The sequence below is a fragment of the Paenibacillus sp. H1-7 genome (assembly GCF_022354825.1).
In the GTDB taxonomy this organism is placed as follows: domain Bacteria; phylum Bacillota; class Bacilli; order Paenibacillales; family NBRC-103111; genus Paenibacillus_S.
Genome location: NZ_CP031168.1, coordinates 8,203,423 through 8,222,906, shown reverse-complemented (window position 1 = coordinate 8,222,906; position 19,484 = coordinate 8,203,423). Strand labels below are relative to the sequence as shown.

General features: G+C 52.0%; 17 protein-coding genes. 10 read left to right on the top strand and 7 right to left on the bottom strand.

All coding sequences use genetic code 11. From position 1 onward, the window contains the following. Nucleotides 1-342: 342 nt before the first annotated feature. Nucleotides 343-555 (top strand): hypothetical protein, encoded by a 213-nt coding sequence (locus DVH26_RS36305; RefSeq protein WP_239630438.1) that lies wholly within the window; start codon nt 343-345, stop codon nt 553-555. A gap of 88 nt (nt 556-643) precedes the next feature. Here DVH26_RS36305 and DVH26_RS36300 read toward each other — a convergent pair whose 3' ends face one another. Continuing rightward, nucleotides 644-1,612 carry a sugar phosphate isomerase/epimerase family protein gene (locus DVH26_RS36300; RefSeq protein WP_239630437.1) on the bottom strand — a complete coding sequence of 323 codons (969 nt, stop codon included), beginning with the start codon at nt 1,610-1,612 and terminating at the stop codon, nt 644-646. 291 nt (nt 1,613-1,903) lie between these two features. On the opposite strand from DVH26_RS36300, the gene DVH26_RS36295 reads away from it, so the two are divergent. Both DVH26_RS36295 and DVH26_RS36290 read left to right on the top strand, forming a co-directional pair. Next, a complete protein-coding gene (locus tag DVH26_RS36295; RefSeq protein ID WP_239630436.1) occupies nt 1,904-2,248 on the top strand; it encodes a hypothetical protein in 345 nt (114 codons plus the stop codon). After that, on the top strand, nt 2,245-2,466 hold the full coding sequence (locus DVH26_RS36290; RefSeq protein WP_239630435.1) for a hypothetical protein: 222 nt from the start codon (nt 2,245-2,247) through the stop codon (nt 2,464-2,466). Before DVH26_RS36295 ends, DVH26_RS36290 begins: the two co-directional genes overlap by 4 nt. 62 nt (nt 2,467-2,528) lie before the next feature. Here DVH26_RS36290 and DVH26_RS36285 read toward each other — a convergent pair whose 3' ends face one another. From DVH26_RS36285 to DVH26_RS36260, 6 genes are all read right to left on the bottom strand, one after another. Continuing rightward, entirely contained in the window at nt 2,529-3,680 is a 1,152-nt protein-coding gene (locus DVH26_RS36285) for an MBOAT family O-acyltransferase (protein ID WP_239630434.1), read from the bottom strand. Between the two features lie 122 nt (nt 3,681-3,802). Further along, nucleotides 3,803-4,777, bottom strand: coding sequence for an SGNH/GDSL hydrolase family protein (locus DVH26_RS36280; protein ID WP_239630433.1), 975 nt, complete (start codon nt 4,775-4,777; stop codon nt 3,803-3,805). A gap of 128 nt (nt 4,778-4,905) precedes the next feature. After that, complete coding sequence (locus tag DVH26_RS36275; protein WP_345774083.1) at nt 4,906-6,102, bottom strand: class-II aminoacyl-tRNA synthetase family protein; 1,197 nt, start codon at nt 6,100-6,102, stop codon at nt 4,906-4,908. A gap of 7 nt (nt 6,103-6,109) precedes the next feature. Continuing rightward, nucleotides 6,110-6,361 carry an acyl carrier protein gene (locus tag DVH26_RS36270; RefSeq protein WP_239630431.1) on the bottom strand — a complete coding sequence of 84 codons (252 nt, stop codon included), beginning with the start codon at nt 6,359-6,361 and terminating at the stop codon, nt 6,110-6,112. A gap of 173 nt (nt 6,362-6,534) precedes the next feature. Next, nucleotides 6,535-9,783 (bottom strand): FG-GAP repeat domain-containing protein, encoded by a 3,249-nt coding sequence (locus DVH26_RS36265; protein ID WP_239630430.1) that lies wholly within the window; start codon nt 9,781-9,783, stop codon nt 6,535-6,537. 39 nt (nt 9,784-9,822) lie between these two features. Next, on the bottom strand, nt 9,823-9,975 hold the full coding sequence (locus DVH26_RS36260) for a hypothetical protein (protein WP_239630429.1): 153 nt from the start codon (nt 9,973-9,975) through the stop codon (nt 9,823-9,825). Here DVH26_RS36260 and DVH26_RS36255 point away from each other — a divergent pair. The 7 genes from DVH26_RS36255 to DVH26_RS36225 all read left to right on the top strand — a co-directional run bounded on the left by DVH26_RS36255 (nt 9,974) and on the right by DVH26_RS36225 (nt 19,317). Continuing rightward, nucleotides 9,974-10,678, top strand: a complete 705-nt coding sequence (locus DVH26_RS36255) for a hypothetical protein (protein WP_239630428.1) — start codon at nt 9,974-9,976, stop codon at nt 10,676-10,678. The two genes, DVH26_RS36260 and DVH26_RS36255, sit on opposite strands and share 2 nt — an antisense overlap. A gap of 136 nt (nt 10,679-10,814) precedes the next feature. Then, a complete protein-coding gene (locus DVH26_RS36250) occupies nt 10,815-11,591 on the top strand; it encodes a YhfC family intramembrane metalloprotease (RefSeq protein WP_239630427.1) in 777 nt (258 codons plus the stop codon). 275 nt (nt 11,592-11,866) lie between these two features. Beyond that, nucleotides 11,867-14,362, top strand: coding sequence for a U32 family peptidase (locus DVH26_RS36245; protein WP_239630426.1), 2,496 nt, complete (start codon nt 11,867-11,869; stop codon nt 14,360-14,362). A 337-nt stretch (nt 14,363-14,699) separates the two neighbouring features. Then, nucleotides 14,700-16,064: a sodium-dependent transporter gene (locus DVH26_RS36240; RefSeq protein WP_239630425.1), complete on the top strand. Its 1,365-nt coding sequence runs from the start codon at nt 14,700-14,702 to the stop codon at nt 16,062-16,064. Between the two features lie 491 nt (nt 16,065-16,555). Then, nucleotides 16,556-16,888, top strand: coding sequence for a PadR family transcriptional regulator (locus DVH26_RS36235; RefSeq protein WP_239630424.1), 333 nt, complete (start codon nt 16,556-16,558; stop codon nt 16,886-16,888). 1 nt (nt 16,889) lies between these two features. Then, complete coding sequence (locus DVH26_RS36230) at nt 16,890-18,203, top strand: FtsW/RodA/SpoVE family cell cycle protein (RefSeq protein WP_239630423.1); 1,314 nt, start codon at nt 16,890-16,892, stop codon at nt 18,201-18,203. A gap of 352 nt (nt 18,204-18,555) precedes the next feature. Then, nucleotides 18,556-19,317: a tyrosine-protein phosphatase gene (locus tag DVH26_RS36225; protein WP_239630422.1), complete on the top strand. Its 762-nt coding sequence runs from the start codon at nt 18,556-18,558 to the stop codon at nt 19,315-19,317. Nucleotides 19,318-19,484 lie beyond the last annotated feature (167 nt).

The following is a 19,484-nucleotide window of genomic DNA, read 5'->3' as shown; positions in this document are numbered from 1 at the left end:
GATGTCACCATGGAATCCGCAGCACGCAAGTAAGCATGGCTCTTGAGTTGAGGGAGTCATGCTTATTTTTAGGCATTCCATGTAAGAATATCGTTGAATGGCGCTCTGCTGTCAGTTATAAATTTTTGAAGAAATGGACAATTTATAGTTACATGGCGAGTTGGGGAATACGCTTCAACCGAACCAATTCCAAGGTACATAACTTGATAATGAAGAATGCAAGATAGAGGAAACAGCAAAAGTTGACAAACTTGTTACACTTCCCATCTATGGCTTGCACTTCATGACGAGTCAAGATATGATAGAAAATAAGCATTTTTGTATACTGAAGGAGGTCTCTCGATGTTTTTGGCGGAAGGGGCGGCGCAAGCGAGCAAATTTACCGGCTTTGACCCGTTTGTCATTTTGTTTACGATCATCATTCTGATCGGTATTGTACGGTTGCTGGGTGCTCCTAAGAAAAATGTGTTTGCCATCGGTTTCAGTACAGTCGCTTTGATCATCTTTTTAGTTTTGGATGCCGTAATGGTACTTAACTGGATGGATAAATTGTAATACAACGGACGGATGTAACGAGAGAACATGCAAGTGAAAAGAAGCCCTTGACCATGACGGTCAGGGCTTTTCGTCGTTTATGCGGAGGTTATACCCACCACATTTCTCCCAATGGTTCTTTAATCAGCACTTGCTGCAGGTTTTGCACCGCTTTGGTAAATCCTTCCTCAACGGACATCAGTCCATCCTCATGCTCGATGCTGACTACATAATCATAGCCAACCAGACGTAAGGCGCTAATGATATCCGCCCAAGTTTTCAAATCGTGGCCAAAGCCAACGGTACGGAACTGCCAAGCGCGGTCAAGCATCAGCGAGTATGATTGCATATCGGTCAAACCGTGTTTATTGACATTGATCGGATCGATCGTTGTATCTTTGGCATGGAAGTGATGAATCGCGCCCGCACGGCCAAGAATTTGCACCGCTTGGACCGGATCGATACCTTGCCACCACATATGGCTCGGATCAAGGTTGGCGCCGATAGCTTCGCCAGCCGCTTCACGTAGACGCAGCAATGTAGCAGGAGTATGTACGGAAAATCCTCCGTGCAGCTCGAGTCCGATTTTGACATTGCGGTCCGAAGCGAACTTGCCGACTTCCGTCCAGTAAGGAATGACTTTGTTGGACCACTGCCAATCAAGAATTTCTTGATAATCCGGAGGCCACGGAGCTACCGGCCAGTTTGGATATTTGGCATCCTCGTGATCGCCCGGGCAGCCGGAGAACGTGTTCACAACGGGAACCTCGAGCTTTTCGGCCAGCTGTATCGTCTTTTGAATTAATTCTTGATGTTCTTGGGAAATCGCCTTTTGCGGATGCAGCGGGTTCGCATGACAGCTCAATGCGCTGATGATCAGTCCCCGGGACTCCACAGCCTTCTTGAACTCTTTCAGCTTCGCGTCGTCGGCAAGAAGCACGTCAGGGTTACAGTGTGCATTACCCGGATAGCCGCCGGTGCCGAGCTCAACTGCTTCCAATCCTTTGGATGCAATGTAGTCCAAAGCTTCTTCGAAAGGTTTTTGTCCGAATAATACTGTGAATACTCCTAATTTCATATGACACCTCCGGAAAAATGTACGCGTGTACGTTACGTAATCATTATAGCATTGTTTGGCTGAAGCTCCTAGTGCAACTTAACGTCACAGAGCAAATGTGTCTACATATCAAAAAAATAAACTTCGACAGACTGTCTCGACAATGTTCCCATTTCTTTGCATATCTTATCCTTTACAATGGTAAGGGTGTTGTATCCCTGGAAGAATGGAGGTGCATAATTTAAGCCGAGCTGCGGCGGTGTCAGTCGATCGCGGGATGTCATTACTTTTTGAAGAGAGGACGGATCAAATATGTACAGGAAAGATACTCAAATCGTTGAAACGGTTTCCGGCCATTGGCTTCGTTTCCCTAATCACTTTAAAAAGTCCACATGCTTGGTCGAGTTGTCTAATCAAATTTCGCTAAATATCGATATGAAATCAGGCAACGTACATATTCACAAAAAAGATGAAAACCAAGTGTACCAGCATATCGGCGATCTGTTTATTTCGGCTAACAGCAATAATCAAATTCATTGCAACGTCATGCAATCTCCCAACAACGACAACAACATGGATTTCTTGTTTAACGCTTTAGTGCCGTCAAGCAATGCAGAGAGTACTCCCGTTCTTGTAGAGAAGGAGGAATCGGCTTGAGAATCTGGTTCGATAATAAAGACATTCCTGTTACTTTCATCTCAAGCGATCACAAGATGATTCCTCAGTTAATCCAGGCGTTGAAAGCAACTAAAGGGGACGAAGGAAAACGCAGTACTTTTGACATGAATGCTTTGGAACGCATTGAAGTCGTTGGTACGGAGGCGTATTTATATTCCAAAGCGGATACGGGAAAATGTTACCTGGCCCTCTATTAGAAAATAAAAAGAGTCTTCGTTCCATATTTTTAGGGACGAATGACTCTTTTTCAGTTATAGCCTCAAAACGGCCAATGGAACAAACCGCGGTATATTTTGGACACCGTTTCCGTGCTGCCGCTATAGACAACGACAGAAACGGTCACGATAAGCTGTGTCAGCGCGCAGCGGGCCCAGTAATACGACTTAGATACTTTCTTCTTGTTAACGGTCGATTTGCCCAGCAGTGACTCGATAGCGATGACCACACCGTGATAGAGGCCGTAGAAAAAATATATCCAGCCGAAGCCGTGCCATAGGCCGATCAGCACCATAATCAAGATCGATAAGCCGGCAGCCGTCCATTTGGAGGGGGCCTTTCGCGAGAAAAACATGAAAATATGGTCGCGGAACCAATCGCCGAGCGTAGCATGCCAGTTGCGCCAAAACTGCGTCAAGGTCGGAGAAGTGAAAGGCTTCTTGAAGTTCTCAGGGATGTTATAGCCCATCAAACGGCCGAACCCGATAGCGATGTCCGAGTAACCGGAGAAATCGAAGAAAAGCATAATATAAAACCAGACCATCAAAAAGATCGATTGGTGCGTATGCAGCTCCTGCTGCTGAACATGCTGAAACACATCCGTCATCCAGGTGACGACGACCAGCTTTTTAAATAGCCCGAGAATGATCCGTTTGACGCCGTCCTCCACTTGAGAGGAATTGACCTGATAAGGCTTTTTGGCGTCGGCCATAAAGTCGCGGAATTTCAAGATCGGACCGGAAGTAAAGGTCGGAACGAATAAAATATAGTTGGCGTAATCGACCGCGGAGGCGCGGGCATCCTTCCCGAAGAAATAAGCGAAGTAGTGGGAGTCGATCACTTTCAACACGTTGTAAATAAGCGTAAGGGCGATAACGGCGTCGAACAGCAGGTGGTCCGGGGAATCCATTCCGAGCAACCTAATGCCCGATACAGCGGCTATGTTGAGCGCTATAAGCAGGATGAAGCCGCCCTTGCGCCATTTGCTCGTATAGCAGAGCCATAGGAAGCACAAGTAGTTGGCTGCCGTATAAATAAGGTAGAAGAGAAACAGCTTCTTACTGAACAAGAGCAGGAAGCACAGGTTGAAGGCCAGCAGCAAGTACCGCTTGTTATGCGGCCACCAACGGGTTAACGCCAGAACGACGATCATGCCGATCATAGCAATAATGGCGTTCATATTCATAAAAAACATAGGTGTAATTACTCCTTCGAGCTATTCATAAGGAAAGCCCAAGTCTTAGAACCCTTCGTAAATGAACAGCCCTTTACCGGTAAAGTAAATCAGGACCATGATGAGCATGGCCGTATAGAGGATTACTTCGACGATTTTGCGAGCGAAAGGAGCCATGCGTCAACCTCCTTCGTAAATACCGGAGCGCCTTCCTGGCGGCTCAAGTGAACCAAATCGTGAAAATATTTGCGGTCATACGTCTGCATGACATCAAGCACGGGTACGTTATACGCAGCTAGCTTGCGGTTCACGTCTTCTTTCAGCGCCGGCATGTAGCGGGGGAGCTCGTAGGCTTTGTTCCACGGCATCCAGACGACGCGCAGCTTCAGCTGATGCTCCTTGGCATAGGAGAGAATCCAGTCCATAGCTTGGACATTGTCCTTGAAATCAGCCTGTGACATCCAGCCAAATCGCTGATCGTACTCGACCCACTTTTTCTTGAGCTCGTCATCCGACTTTTGCCCAAAATACAGCTCCTTGTCGATCCAGCGGGGCTGGTAAGCCAAAGGATTCGTCTCGCTGAGCTTCAATGTCTCCGGGTAGGCCGTGCAGCCTTTTAGTTGAGAAGCATCCTGCTTCAATAGCCCTTGATAGAGCGCGCAGGCCAGCTCCTGGCCGGAATCGCGGAAATAATCGCGATACGTGTACACGTAGGGCTGATACCATGGCTTGAACCATTGGTAGGTCGGGTCGGTATCCAGACTATCGATCATCGTATGCACGTCGATACCGATCACCAGCTCGTCCTCTACATGGAACAGCTTCTGTTCGAGCATCGCCTTCAGGTCGGTAGGCTTGCCATAAGAAAGACCGAGCTCAATTAAGCCTGACTTCGACTCGTTCTCGATATAGGCGCCTGTCACGGCGGAGTTGCCGAAGAACACCGGTCCGTGATCCAGTCCGTTATGGTGAAAGAGCGTCTTGGTAAAATCGTTCTTATAAAATCGTCGCGACGTGACCATCGGATCCCACATGCTGATAAGGAAGTCCGATAAGACAAACAAAGCGACGAGGAGCAGCAAAAAGCTGTTTTTGCGCAAAAAAGCGGCTAGTTTCATAAGAGAACCCACATCTTTTTTAGTTGATGAACATCCGATGTAATCGCTCGGAATCTGAATAATAGTAGTAAAAAACACGGCGGCCGTCCCGGAAAGGACAGCGCAGCCGAGTTGCTTTAGGTTGCCCTTTACAGCGACTTTTGCTGCCAGGCGTGATATTGCTCGCGGAATGCGGCAGGCCAATTCGCTTCTTCCAGACCGTATTGAGCGAGGAAAGCAAAAGCCCAGCGCTCGATCCCGAAGCCGACACAGCCGGTCACCGCGTTGCGTTTGCCCATCTTAATGTTAAAGGCCGTACCGAACGTATTGCTGTGGAAGTTGACGGAGCTGCAGGCAATCGACTTCTTAACATGTGGAATCGACAGGCGAAGCTCGTACTTCATTTCTTGGTTACGCTGGAACGATGCTTTCGTTTGGAAATCGTTGGTGAAGAACGGATCGTTGGCGATTTCGAGCATGCTGTCCACGTTCCATTCCACCGCAAGCTCCTTCAAGTATTCAATGGATTGCAGGCGGTGCTCCTTCACGAATTCCGGTTTGCCGACGAAAATAATCTCGCGCATACTGAAGTCAAGCAGACGGCCGAAATCGCTATGGTTGCGGGATTCGAACCGGTGGCATTTGGAAATGGCCGTGACGATGAGTCCGTCGCCTTCCAGCGTTTCATTCTGCAATCCCTCATAGCAGTGGTAGCAGGTCGAAGGGTTCATTGTGAACTTCGGCTTCGGCATAGCAGCGTTCAAGTCCAGAGGACTATCCTCTTTCCAGCCTCCCGCATCACGGATCGATTGGGAGAACGTCTCGATAATGTCGAGATCCTCGCGCAAATGCGTCAGGAAGTGAATATGCTCAGGGAACGAAGTAAAATGATTCGTCTTGTTCAACGTATCGCAATGAATGACCGCCGGATACGACTCTTCCTTCACCCCTGCAAACCGGTTGGCTACTTTGGTAACGAAGGAGTAGTCAAGAAAGCGCATCAAGCTGGAAAACGGCTCGCGGAAAATAAACAAGCCCGGCTCGAGCACTTTAATGATTTTGCGTTCCACCAGCTCGGCAATAATATCGCCCTCGTAAGGGGTATCGACCTTGTGCTCGAACAAAATGTTCTCTTTGAAGCCGAAATCGCCTTGGGAGAAACGGTCGATCAAGCGGCGGACGTGCGCCTCGACGACGTCATTTCCTTTGGGAGATTCATGCGTAATGTAAATATGATCGTTGTCCAGCCGGATATCCCGGATATGCTCGTCGATAAAGGCGGCGGCGTATTTCAGTTGTCCGTGCTGGCTGGAGGCCAGTCCCTCCAGGGATACGACGCATTCCATCATTTGATTACCTCGCAGTCTTTGTTTGAATGAATTCGGCGATTTCTCTCACCGTGTTCATGGAATAAAGCATCAGATCCTGATTCGTAACCTGGATGCCGTAGGTTTTCTCGATGTGGGCAATCAGGGCCGTAGCGCCGATCGAATCGATATAGCCGTAGTCGAATAAGTGAACGTCAACCGTAAAATCGTCATCATCGGATTCGATTTCGTAACGGTTACGAATATGCTCTTCCAGTTGCTGAAGCAGGTCTTGCATGAGGTGTTCCTCCTTTAAAATGTAAATATGACGAGCAGAGTTGTAAAAGCAACTCATGCAAACGCGACAGATTCCCGCAGGGCGTAGGGTAACAAGGCTCTGCGGGAATCTTCTCGTATTAAATAGAACATAGATCCTGTGTAAAGAAAAGCTGCAGTCCTGGTTCTCGTACGTCAGTAACGCACCGTGATCGCCGCCGAAGCGCCGAAATGAGTCACCGTATACGTGTTGGCGGCTTCATCCTTGACGACCTGAAGCTGATCGCCTTCGATGGTGAGCGGCTTCGGACTCCAGAGCTGGATTTGCTGCATACCGCTCGCTTTCAGCTCGAGCGACCATTGTCCCTTCTGCTTGTCAAGCTTGTAAGGTCCGTTGGATCGGAGCAAATGGATGTCCGAGCGGTTCAAATCACCGCCGAATCGCACCTTGGTCCGATCCGGTACCCCTATATACAGCTTGCCATTACGCAGGTCCGACACGTCGGAATCGGTCGAAACCGGGCGGTCGGCATAAGCTTGTCCGCGTTCGACGACTACACCAAGAGTCCCCTTATATTCGGCTGCTTGCACCGGCACTCCGTCCGTAACAGGACGGATGCGGATGGTTGGGGCCGTATGGATGCCGGCTAGCTGCTTCAAATGATCAAAGACGGCATCGATCCATGGACGGTACACGTCTACACGGGTCGTCAGCGCGTTCAATACGGAACGGGCCATTTGAGGCTCCGTCATGAAGTTATAACCGTATTCGTTCCGCATCTGGTCCAAATATTTTACAAACTCGAGGAGTTCCCCAACACGGGTCGGGAAATGATACTCGATATGCTCGAAGTAGTTGATAGGCATGTCCTGATCGATATACGACTGGAACAAATCCTCCGTCGAGTTCGCTCCGATCCGGAGCACCGGCGCCGGCGTGCCAAGCAGCATCGGCGGGTTGGAAGGTTCGTCTGAGCCGTTGTCAGTCATCAGGAACGGCAGCCCCCAATTGTACTGGACGCCTAGGCGCGGCTCGTTCGGTATGTTCGAAGGCCGGAAGCCGAAGTTGTACCAAATGCCCGCGTCTCGTTCATTGTTGAGCGTTTGCGTACGGTCGGGATTGTTAATGCGCCACGTATGCTGATTCGTTCCCGGCATATTCCATGGAATGCCCAGCGTATCGAACGATTTGCGCTGCAGCGCAATCTCTTCCTTCTCCTGCTCGTCGCTCGTGAAGTTATGCACGAAAATATGCGGAAATAGCTCCAGATGATGCTCTTTGTTATATTCGATAAACGCCTTCAGCTGTTCGGCATAAGGGAATTTCGGATCGTCGACGGTCGTCGGGATGCCGAATTCCAGCTGGCCTACGATGAGGTCGTCTTTGCCGTCCTGGTTCAAGTCGTACCATAACGGTACGGAGTTATGCCCTCCCACGAGGGCTTTGTTCCCGAGCTGGTTCGTCGTGGCGCCTTCCAGCACCCCGGAAGGCTTCCACGTGCCGTCGGCCTGCTGCAAGTATACGCGCAGGTCGCCCTCGACATTGCCGACCACGAGGTCCGGTCGGCCGTCCCCGTTCACGTCGCGGATCGACGGCGCGGCGAAAGGCGCAGGCAGCTTGAACAGCAAGCTGCCCGGCTCGAAGGCAACGGGCTCCCCGGCCGTGCCGGAGCCCGAGCCGTCCCCGCGGCCTGCTTCGCGATGGCCGCGGTACAGCGTCACACCGCCACCCGCATCCCCGACCACCAGGTCGGGCACGCCGTCGGCGGTGACGTCGCCCAGAGCCGGGGCCACAGGCGCCTCGGCTCGGATGGGCTTCCCGCCCGCGGTGAGCGGGGCGGGGGCCGTGAAGGCGCCGCCGGCTGCGCCATAAGCGGCGGCCAGCGTGCCGTCGGCCAGGCCGAGGATCAGGTCCGGCCGGCCGTCGGCGTTGAGATCATACGCGGCGACGCTGGCGTATGCATCGGTGTGGAGCGGCTGCCCGTTCGTCAGCCGCAGCGGCTCGCGCTTGCCGAAGGCCGCGGGCGCAGGAACGCCGCCGGGCAGCGATTGCCCGGCATAAGCATCCGCCTGCTGCCCGAGGCCCAGGTAAGCGGCGATCGTGCCGTCGGCCGAGCCCGCGATCAGATCGGGCTTGCCGTCGCCGTTCAAGTCCGCAATAGCCGGATAGGCTCGGTACGGCTTCTGGATCGGATCGCCGAGCGAGCGGTAATCCGGATACAGGGCGAGCTGCACCGGCTTGCCGTCAGCCATGACGCGCGTTCCGCTCGAGTAGAACGAATTCGGCGTCTCCCCGACGAAAGCAGGCTTTTCATTGGTTCCCGTATTCAAGTGAACCGCGACGGTTTCCTGCCAGCGCCCCCAATGGAAGGAGGATCGGACGAGCGTAAACGACGGGACCTGATTGTACTGCTTCAACAGCTCGGCCCATTGAATGCCTTCGCCGTCGCGGATCGCCTCAATCGCTTCAAAGTGATTCTGGTGCGACATGGCGGGCCGTCCGTAGGGCCCGAGCACTTTTTTCACGCTGTACCCGAGCGTCTCCTTGGAGACGAAGGCGGCATACTCGCTGCGGAACAGCGCGCTGCCCGCCGAGAAGGTGAAGTGAAAGTAAGGCTCGAGCGGGAGTTGTCCGCGGTCGAAGTACAGAGCGCCTGGAGTCGGCTTCTTAGCCCGGTTCGTCTCTTCCGCCAGCTTGGCGAAGCCAAGGCTCGCGTCCATACCGCTGCTCATGTCATAGCCGGTAATGTAGAAACGGTTTGGAAGCAAGGCGCCGCTGAAAAAGACAGTGCCCTCCCCATACCGGTTCAAGGCGTACAGAGCCGTGTCGCGCAGCATAACCATCGGCTCGGCCGTAGAAGGAATCATCCCTTTGCCCCACGAAAACTGCTGCAGATCGGACAAGCCGTCGTGATTCAAATAGTTGTCCGTGAATTGGCGGAACAGCTGCTGCATCGCCTGCAAATTCAGCTCGACGTCAGGGTAGACGAACGATTCCGCGCCCGGAGTCTTCGCTTTTGCCGTACTTGCGGCAAAGGATTGGGGCGGCGTAAGATCGACCAATTGCTTCGCGCCGATAAAGGCCAACGGGAAATCCGCGGCCATAGAATTGTCAAGGAACAAATGACCTCCCTGGGACACATAGCTTTGCAGCAGCTCGCGCTGCTTATCCGTCAAAGCTCCATGTAGGGAGGGATCCAAATAAACGGAGGCATATCGTTTCAATTGCCGAAGAGACAGGTTCTCTATGCCTTGCCGTTCCAACTGCAAATTAGCTACTAATGACTGTCGAAGCTGGCCGTATGCCGCCGTATCATAGCTGTCGCCATTCGACACATACATCATGCCGACGGACAGCGGTTTGTCGGAGACGGCCAACCATACGGCAAGCAGTAGCAGGACGCCGATTGCGATTCCTGCAATTCTTGCTTTAGTGACCTTCAATACAATCCCTCAATTATTCTTGGTTGGACTACCTTGCAATTATAGCATAGGATGGCGGGCTTTGTTAACTTTTGTCGGCTGTTCGGCGGCGATCGGGCGCATCGCAAACGCAGAGACCGATTGACATTCCGGCAGGATTACTATATTATCATTATCGATAATGATAATAATGACAAGAGGTGCTGCTGCCATGAACGCTTCTGCCGGTCCGTTATTTCAAGAGGAGGAAGTCCGGAAGATCCGGAGCCGCTTTTTTGCAACGCTTCCATTATATATTATGGTTCCTGCAGCGCTGGCTATCGCTTTTATGTTTGCCGGCGGGCACGCCATCGACTGGAAGGCCTTTGGCCTGGGGGCAGCGGGCTGGATTGCTGCATTGCTGCTTCGCGGACCGATAGCCGCACTCGTCATGAAGCTTCCGCAATCTGCCGCCCAAACTATCATTGTAAGCTCATCTGGAGTGCTGGAGGAGAGTGTCCGCCTGATCCTGTTAGGGCTAACCGCAGCAACCTTATCTGAGGCGCTGTCTATTGGGCAAGGCTGGGCGGCTATCGAGGTGATCTATACGATCATCGCCGGGCTGGTTACGCTCTCACTGCTGGGGAGAACGGACGACAAGGCGAAGCAAGCACAAGCGATGCTCGCGGCACAAGGGACGGCACACCTCCATCCGATATGGGGAGTGGCGGAACGCCTGTTCGCCAGTTTGTTTCACATTGGGGCCACGCTGCTGATTGCGGCAGAGCCTTGGTTAGCCGCGGTGCTCTTTCCTGTGCACAGTCTGCTTAATTTGTCCGTGCTGTGGCTTATGAAGCGGTCTATCCTTCTCGTTGAAGGGCTGATCGCCGTCGTTGGTACGGGGATCATGCTTGCGGGTTGGCTTTTATTTCAATAGAGACTTGCTGCAGATAGTTTGTGCCAGCCTCCGTACCCCGGGCTTATACTATTTTGCGTTCAGTATTCTAAGCGTTTAAATCAGACTTCAGGAATACGAAGGTCGGCAATTTTTCATAGGAGCGTGAAGAAACATTATGGTCAGTACCATCTCCATGGCCGGAATGGTTTTGCAAATCGTTTTTGCAGTGTGTCTCCCTATCGCAGTATGTATTTATTTTCATAAAAGAGAGGCATTTCAATGGAAGCCACTAATGGTCGGCATGGTGATTTTCGTCGTCTTTGCTTTAGTTTTGGAGAAGCTGCTCCATGTGTATATGCTGCAGTTGAATCCGCAGACGGCACAATGGCTGAGCATTCCGTGGCTGTTCGCCGTGTACGGGGCGCTTGCGGCGGGTGTATTTGAGGAGCTGGGACGGTACATCGGCTTCCGGGTCTTCCTTAGGAGGGCGGATCAGCGAAAGGACGGCATCGCCTACGGCATAGGACATGGTGGGATCGAGACGGTTGTCCTTGGAGGCGTTTTTGCTATTCAATCGCTTGTATTTGCCATTATGCTCAATAACGGAACGTTGGAGCCGATGCTTGCAGGGCAAGCTCCGCCCGAGGCGATAGCCCAGCTGAAGTCACAGCTGACGGGTACTCCGTCTTATATGATTGCGCTCGTGATGTGGGAGCGTGGGGTGGCGCTTCTGCTGCAAATTGCTTTATCCTTGGTTGTGCTTCATTCCATTCGGTCGCGCAAGCCGGTTTTTCTGCTGTATGCAATCGTGCTGCATGCTGCGATCAACTTCCTTCCAGCGATGTATCAGGCCAAAGCCGTCAGCATTTGGGTCGCCGAGGCGGTATTGGTTTTGGTTATCCCGGTTATTTGGTACATTTTCCGGAAATCGAAGAGCTGGTGGAGCGCGTAGCCGTGCGGATCTCGCCGGCCGGCTCCTTCTATTTTATAGCCTAGATTTCAGGTTTCTCCGTCATTTCTTTTGCCAGTATGACAAAAACGGTCCAAGATTTCATAGCATGAAGTCTTCCAGTCTTCCTCCGAATCTATTTGCTGCTGCCAAATGCTAGGTTGTTGGCTTTTGGCCCCCCTTTTCTGGTACACTATATAGTTGAAGCATTGCAGTTTATAGTTTAAGAAGCTAGCCAAAAGGAAATAGCATTCGATAACATTCGGAGGAATTTATATATGAAATTGAAAAAATCGGATATCGAGCTGCTGGCGCCCGCGGGCGATTGGGATTGTCTGCGTGCGGCCGTAGCTAATGGCGCGGATGCCGTCTTTTTCGGAGTGGAGAAGTTCAATGCCCGGGCAAGGGCGAACAATTTCCACACGGAAGAGCTGCCGGATATTATGTCCTTTCTTCATTTGTATGGAGTCAAAGGGTTTTTGACCTTTAACATCCTGGTGTTTGAGGACGAGCTGGACGAGGCGAGAAAGCTGATCGAGGCTTGTGTCGACGCCGGAGTCGATGCGGTTATTGTACAGGATCTCGGTCTTGTAAAAATGATTCGCGATATTTCCCCGGATTTCCCGATCCACGGGTCTACGCAAATGACGATCACTTCGCCTGAAGCGGTCGAATTTACGAAGCCGTTCGATATGGAGCGGGTTGTGCTGGGACGGGAAAACAATCTGAAGCAAATCAAACAGATCGGCGATCAGGCGAAGCTTCCAATGGAAGTGTTCGTACACGGGGCTTTGTGCGTCTCCTATTCCGGGCAGTGTCTGACCTCGGAAATGTGGGGAGGGCGCTCGGCCAACCGCGGCGAATGCGCGCAAGCCTGTCGATTGCCGTACGATCTGATGGTCGACGGCGTGCAAAAACCGATGGGCGACATCGCTTATTTGCTGTCACCCAAAGATTTGGCGGCGCTGGAGCTCGTGCCGGAACTGATCGAAGCGGGAGTCACCTCGTTCAAAATCGAAGGACGCCTGAAAAGCCCGGAATATGTAGCGAACGTAGTGAGCAAATATCGCCGTGCGATCGACCGCTATTTCGAAGACGGCAATGCGAAGCCGACGAAGGAAGAGCTGCGGGAGCTGGAGCAAAGCTTCTCGCGCGGCTTCACGTACGGCTTCCTGAAAGGAACGAACAACAAGCAGCTCGTGGAAGGAACGTATCCTAAGAGCCGCGGCGTGTATCTCGGCCGGGTGAAGCAGGTGCTGCGAGACGGCGTCGTGTGCGAGCTGGAAGCGCCGCTGAAGCGCGGCGACGGTATTTGCTTCGATGCGGGAGATCCGACGAAGAAGGAAGAGGGCGGCCGCGTCTATGACATCCGCCGCAAAGGCGTGAAGCTCGAAGGCGAAGCGCCGGGCGGGCTGATCGAGATCGTGCCGGGGCGCAACGACGTGAACCTGAACCGGGTCCGTGTAGGCGACCGGATATGGAAAACGAACGATCCGCATCTCGACAAGCGGCTGCGCCAAACGTTCGAAACGGACAAACCGTATCGCACCTTCCCGGTGTCGATCAAGGTGACGGGCAAGCTTGGCGAGCCTCTGCGCAGCCGCTGGACCGACGAGCTGACGGGGCACACCGTGTCGGTCGAGACCGAGCTGCCGCTCGTCCAGGCGGAGAAGCGCCCGATGGACCGGGCGCTGTTCGAGGAGCAGCTCGGCCGTCTCGGCGGCACGACCTTCGAGCTCGGGGAGCTCGATGTGCAGCTCGACGGCCCGCTTATCGTGCCGATGCGCGAGCTGAACAGCATGCGCCGCCGCGCGGTAGAGCTGCTTGAGGCGGCCCGGCAGCGCCCGCGCCAGTACATCAAGCGCAGCGTCGCCGTGCTGGACGACGCTCCCGCCAAGAGCGAGCCGGCGCAGGCTCCGCGCCTGACAGCGTTGTGCCGCAACCTGGATCAGGTACTTGCGGCGTTGAAGACCGACGTCGACATGGTCTATGCCGACTTCGAGTTCATCAAGCAGTTCCCCGCGGCCGTGGAAGCTGCGCATGCAGCAGGCAAGCGGATTGCGCTTGCCACGCCGAGAATTCATATGCCGGGGGAAACCGGCTATTTCAAGAACATCACGAACCTGCAGCCGGATGCGGTTCTCGTACGCAACACCGGCGCGGTTTACTATTATATGAAGCAGCGCATGGAGAACCCTAACGAGCGCCATCCCGAGCTGATCGGCGATTTCTCGCTGAACATCGCCAACCACAAAACGGCGGCGTTGTTCCTCGATGCGGGCTTGAGCCGGGTAACGCCATCGTACGATCTGAACATCCAGCAGATGGTCGACCTTCTTCAAGTAGCCGATACGTCCAAGCTGGAGGTTGTCATCCATCAGCACTTGCCGATGTTCCATACGGAGCACTGCGTCTACTGCACCTTCATGAGCGAAGGCACGGACTACACGAACTGCGGCCGCCCTTGCGAGGATCATCGGGTGTCGCTTCAAGATCGTGTCGGCATGTCCCATCCGGTGAGGGTCGACGAAGGCTGCCGCAATACGGTATATAATGCCATTGAGCAATCCGGTGCGGAATATGTGAGCAACTTCCTAGAGCTGGGAGTATCGACGTTCCGCGTCGAATTTTTGGAAGAAACCCCGGACAAGGTGCTGGAGGTTATCGATTTGTACCAGCGCGCTCTGCAAGGGCGAATCAGCGGTACGCAAGTATGGAAGACACTGAAAGCGACCAACCAGCTCGGCGTCACGCGGGGCCAATTGGTGAAATAACGAACAAAGCAGCTGAACTAGGGGATTCCTTGGATCAGCTGCTTTTTTTTTGTGCAGCAAAATGTGACTCAACATGGCTCGCCTACGGCGCGGCGATATACGATTTTCTCTTCTCCATATGGAGGAAGTCCGAAGTCCTTGCGGAAAAAGCCGCCTTCATCATTGGAATGATTCTGTCTGTATTGTCAAAAAATAAAGCGAATGCCTCTCAAGAGGCGCCAGAGCTGCGTGATAATGGCCGTGTTTACAAAATTCGACATGGACATTCTAAGCCAAATGTTATACGATACAGCAGGAATTTATTGACCATAGGTTAGGACGGTGTAAGGAGATAGCCATGCAGAATCATACATCAGGAGACAACTCCGGCAAAGGTCACTCCAAAGCGGAACGGTTCAGCTCCACAGGTTTTATTTTGACTGCCATAGGCAGTGCTGTTGGTTTGGGGAATATGTGGAAATTTCCTTATATTACCGGAAAATACGGCGGTGCGGCGTTTTTCTTGCTGTTCATCGTTTGCTTATTGATCGTCGGCCTTCCCGTATTGTTGGCCGAGCTGTCCATCGGCCGCGGGGGAAGAGGCAATCCGGCATCCTCCTTCTTCCGGTTGTCCAACTCGAAAACCTGGGGCGTGCTGGGGTTCATCTCCATTGTGGTCCCGTTTTTGATCTTGTCCTTTTATTCGGTAATTGCCGGATGGACAATTCATTATGCGGTCATCTCGTTTTCCAACGTATTGTATGAGAGCTCCGATTTTACGGAGCACTTCAATTCATTTGCAGCGAGCAACCTCCCCGTAGTTTGGCAAATCGTCGTCATGTTCTTGACTGGCTGGGTAGTGGCCAAAGGAATTTCAGGAGGAATCGAGAAATTTAACAAAATTTTGATTCCAGGGCTTCTCGCACTGCTTGTCATCCTTATGGTACGGGCTTTGACGCTGCCGGGAGGGATGGCCGGTGTCGATTTCTTTCTGAGACCGGATTTCTCGAAGCTGTCGACGGAGTCGGTGCTTGTCGCTTTGGGTCATGCTTTCTTCTCGCTATCCCTCGGGATGGGAACGATGGTTACGTACGGACGTTATGTTGAACGGCAGCAATCGCTTGGCGCGGCATCCCTAGCGGTAGGCGGAGGCGACTTGATCTACGCTCTGATCGCGGGGCTTATCGTATTCCCGACCTCGTTTGCTTTCGGAATCGAGCCTGGACAAGGACCGGGGCTTGTGTTCATGGCGTTGCCGGCTGCGTTTTCCGCGATGCCGCTCGGAAGCTTTTTCGGCGGACTGTTCTTTATTTTGTTGGCCATTGCGGCGTTAACCTCCGCGGTATCGCTCTTGGAAGTACCGGTAGCTTTTGTTATGGATACATGGAAATGGACCCGGAAAAAGGCAACGATATTTACCGCTACGGCATGCGGCCTTATAGGGATTCCGTCCGCTTTGTCGGTAGGCGGCATATTGGGCGGCTACACGATTGCGGGCAAGCCGCTGCTGGATTTTGTGGACTTCGTCTGCTCGAATATTTTACTTCCGATGTGCGGTCTCATTGTCACCTTGTTTGTGGGATATGTATGGAAAAAGGCCGGTGAAGAAGCGGGACTTAGCTCGTTCTGGTTCCGGATCTGGATGTTTGTTATGCGGTATATCGCCCCGGTGCTCGTTGTGCTCATTTTCCTCTACAGCGCTGGAGTGATCGGTTTCAAATAAGGCGGGGATTGTTGACCTGCAATGGAGCAAGCCTATGACATGAACGAATTTTTTCTGTAAAGCGGCATACAGCTTTGTCCGTGATTTGAGCGGTTCGCTGCTGGAACAGGAGGAAATCGGAGCGTGTTAGGGCTTGCTTTTCTTTACCACAATAGAATTTATATGATTCCGAGGTCATCGGATGTAAAAATTCTATTTGGCGATAAAAACAACCTCTTAACGCGGTCGCTCCTCTGTGAAAGGACGTCGATAGACGTTTTTCTCATTCACTTTGCAGTCTTTCCCATGCCGATATCTTCATTATTGTTCTGGTATTAAAACACTCTTCTGTAGAAGATTGCTGAGCATTTATTTGTATGGATGCTTTATTTTGCAAGAGATTTACAAAAGAGAAAGCATTGTGCTAGTATATACATAGATATACGATGCATAGATTTAATAGGTAATAAATCCAATCAATCTTCATTAGGAAATCAGGAGGTGATACTGCGGTGAGTGTCAACAAAGAGCTGTTGAAGGGAAGCACGGGCACAATGATTCTTACTTTGCTGGAGAAGCGCGATCAATACGGCTACGAGCTGATTAAGGAGCTGGAGAGATGCTCTGACGGGACCTTTTCGCTCAAGGAAGGGACGCTGTACCCGATCCTGCACGGAATGGAAGCGGAGCAGTGGGTCGAGGCGTATTGGCGCGAGGCGGATGGACGGAAGCGTAAATATTACCGGCTTACGGACAGCGGCAAAAAGCATCTGCAGGACAAGCTGCAGGAATGGCGGTTATTTCGAAACGCGGTGGACCGCGTGCTGGGGGAGGGACAAGCTTGACATGAAGGACAGGCATCCGTTAATCGACGATTACTTGGCTCACGTATGCTCGAGGGTGAAGGCCAGGGAACTTCATAAGGAGATCAAGCAGGAGATGGAGAGTCATCTCGACGAGCTGCTGGATATGAAGCGGGAGGAAGGCTGGGACGAGGAGACAGCCGCACGCTGGGCTGTGGAGCAGATGGGCGATGCCGATGCCGTAGGTACAGGATTGAACCGGGTGCATAAATCGCGCATTCCATGGGGGCTTGTCGCCTGGGTTGCAGTCCTGCTGGTCATATCGCTGGTAGCTATGTATGCCGTCGAGTTGAGCTATGCGGCGATGCCGCAGCATAGGCTTGCGCAGAATGATTGGTTGCTGCATAAAGCCGTGTTTACAGCAGCCGGTCTTATGGTTATGGGTGCACTAATTATTTTCGATTACCGCAAATTGCTGCACTCCTCATGGCTGCTCTATTGGGGAACGGTAGCTGCATCCGTAGGCGTGCTTTTGTTCGGTCGTCAAGTCAACGGAATGAAAAGCTATCTGTCTTTCGGTGCCGTTACTATAGATTGGATGAACGTCAGTCCGTTTCTATTCATTATTTCAGCCGCGGGCATACTGCACGGTATGGATTCCAGCCGCCGATCGGGTTTGGTGCAGACAGGTTTCTTTGTCGTGGTGCCTGTGTTACTGTACGGCATGGCTCCTTCTATCTCTGCAATGCTCCTGTATATGGCTGCCTACCTTCTGCTGTTGTACTCGGCACGGAAAAGCTGGAAAGCGGTGCTTCTGCAGCCGCTGGTGCTGTTGCTGCCTGCCGCGCTGACGATATTCAGCTCCCGCTATAGTCAAATGCGGCTTGCTGCGTTCTTTCAGCGATATGAAGATCCGCTCGGGGCGGGCTACATGTATGTGCAAATCGACCAAGCGGTTCGTTCCGCCGGGTGGTGGGGGCATGGCTGGGCGTCCGTGAATGCACGGCTTCCGGAAATTCATACGGATACGATTTTTACCTATTTGATCTATAGCTTGGGATGGATCGCCGGCGCTGTCATCGCGACCTGCTTCGTTTTATTTGTAGTTCAGCTCATTCAAATGGGGCTCGAAGTAAGAGACCGTTACGGCAAAATGCTCATAAGCGGTCTGGCGGGAATGTTCGCGTTTCAGTTTATATGGAGTCTGGGCATGTCGGTAGGTATCCTGCCGATATTAGGAGGGATAACGACCCCGTTCGTAAGCTACGGCGGCAGCCATTTGCTAGCGGAGCTCGCAGCCGTCGGCATAATGTTCAGCATTTACCGGCGTAAGGATATGATAAGAGTACGTTTGTAAGTAAAACCGGAAAAGACGGGTGATACGTCTGTGCGCCATAGGCTGCAGGCCGAAGCCGGTCTTTTTTTTCACGATTCGATACGATTTTCTGAAAATCTCAACAAAAATGTACAAAATGAAGCAATTATAAAGATTTTTTGATGAAATTCATATTAACTTAATCGTACTGGTTTCCGATATGTATAGTGGTGACAAGAAAATAGGACATTAGCAGCCTGGTGTTTTCTCGCTCTAACGCATTGCAGCCAATGCACTACATAACACCAACACTTGAAAACGATCCATTTTCTTACTCGTTCTTACTTACAGCATGACCAGGCTTAACAAGAGATGGAAGGAATCTGAGATACATATGATTGATATTCACTCGCACATTCTTCCGGGGGTTGATGACGGGGCGGAGGATATGGAGGAAACGGTTCTCATGGCGCAGGCTGCTGTTGAGGAGGGGATACACACACTCATTGCTACCCCGCATCACGCGAACGGCAAGTATGACAATCCTATGGAAAAAGTTGAGCGGTCCGTTCGAGAAGTGAACCGGGTATTGGAGCAGCAGAACATTCCGCTGACGATCCTGCCGGGTCAGGAGATTCGCTTGTACAGCGATCTGCCGGAAGATCTTCATCAGCAAGTGGCGAGGACGCTCCACTCTTCGCGCTATATATTGATTGAATTTCCGTCACGGGAAATCCCCAAGCAGACGGACGAGCTATTCCATGAGCTGCGTGTGATGGGACTAGTCCCTGTCATTGCTCATCCTGAAAGAAATATGGAAATCGCGCAGGATCCGATGAAGCTGCAACGGATTATTCAGCAAGGCGCCTTGTCTCAAGTGACGACCCATTCGCTGAACGGCTTATTCGGCAAATCGATCCAAAAGCTGTCTTTGGACATGTGCAAGCAGCATCTGGTACATTTCGTATCTTCCGACGCTCATAATATGAGCCATCGCGCTTTCGGGCTGCGGCAAGCTTATGCTTTTATTGGGAATACTTTGGGGGATCAACAGGTTAGGTATTACCAAGCTAATGCAGCCAGGCTCATTGCCAATGAGGACATTTCCGTTCTTCAGCCGGACTGGCGGAAGCGGGCTTGGTGGAGGTTTTGGTAGTCCTTCGGCTGTGGTATGCATATGACATAAATGTATTGACACTGCAGATAAGACCATGGTACTATGTACTGGATTATTTTTCTATATGTGTGTGAAGTTCTCAATATAAACAGGTCTAACGATTCTGTTTATTTTTTGCTATTAAGGACAATTTGGGTATAAAGACC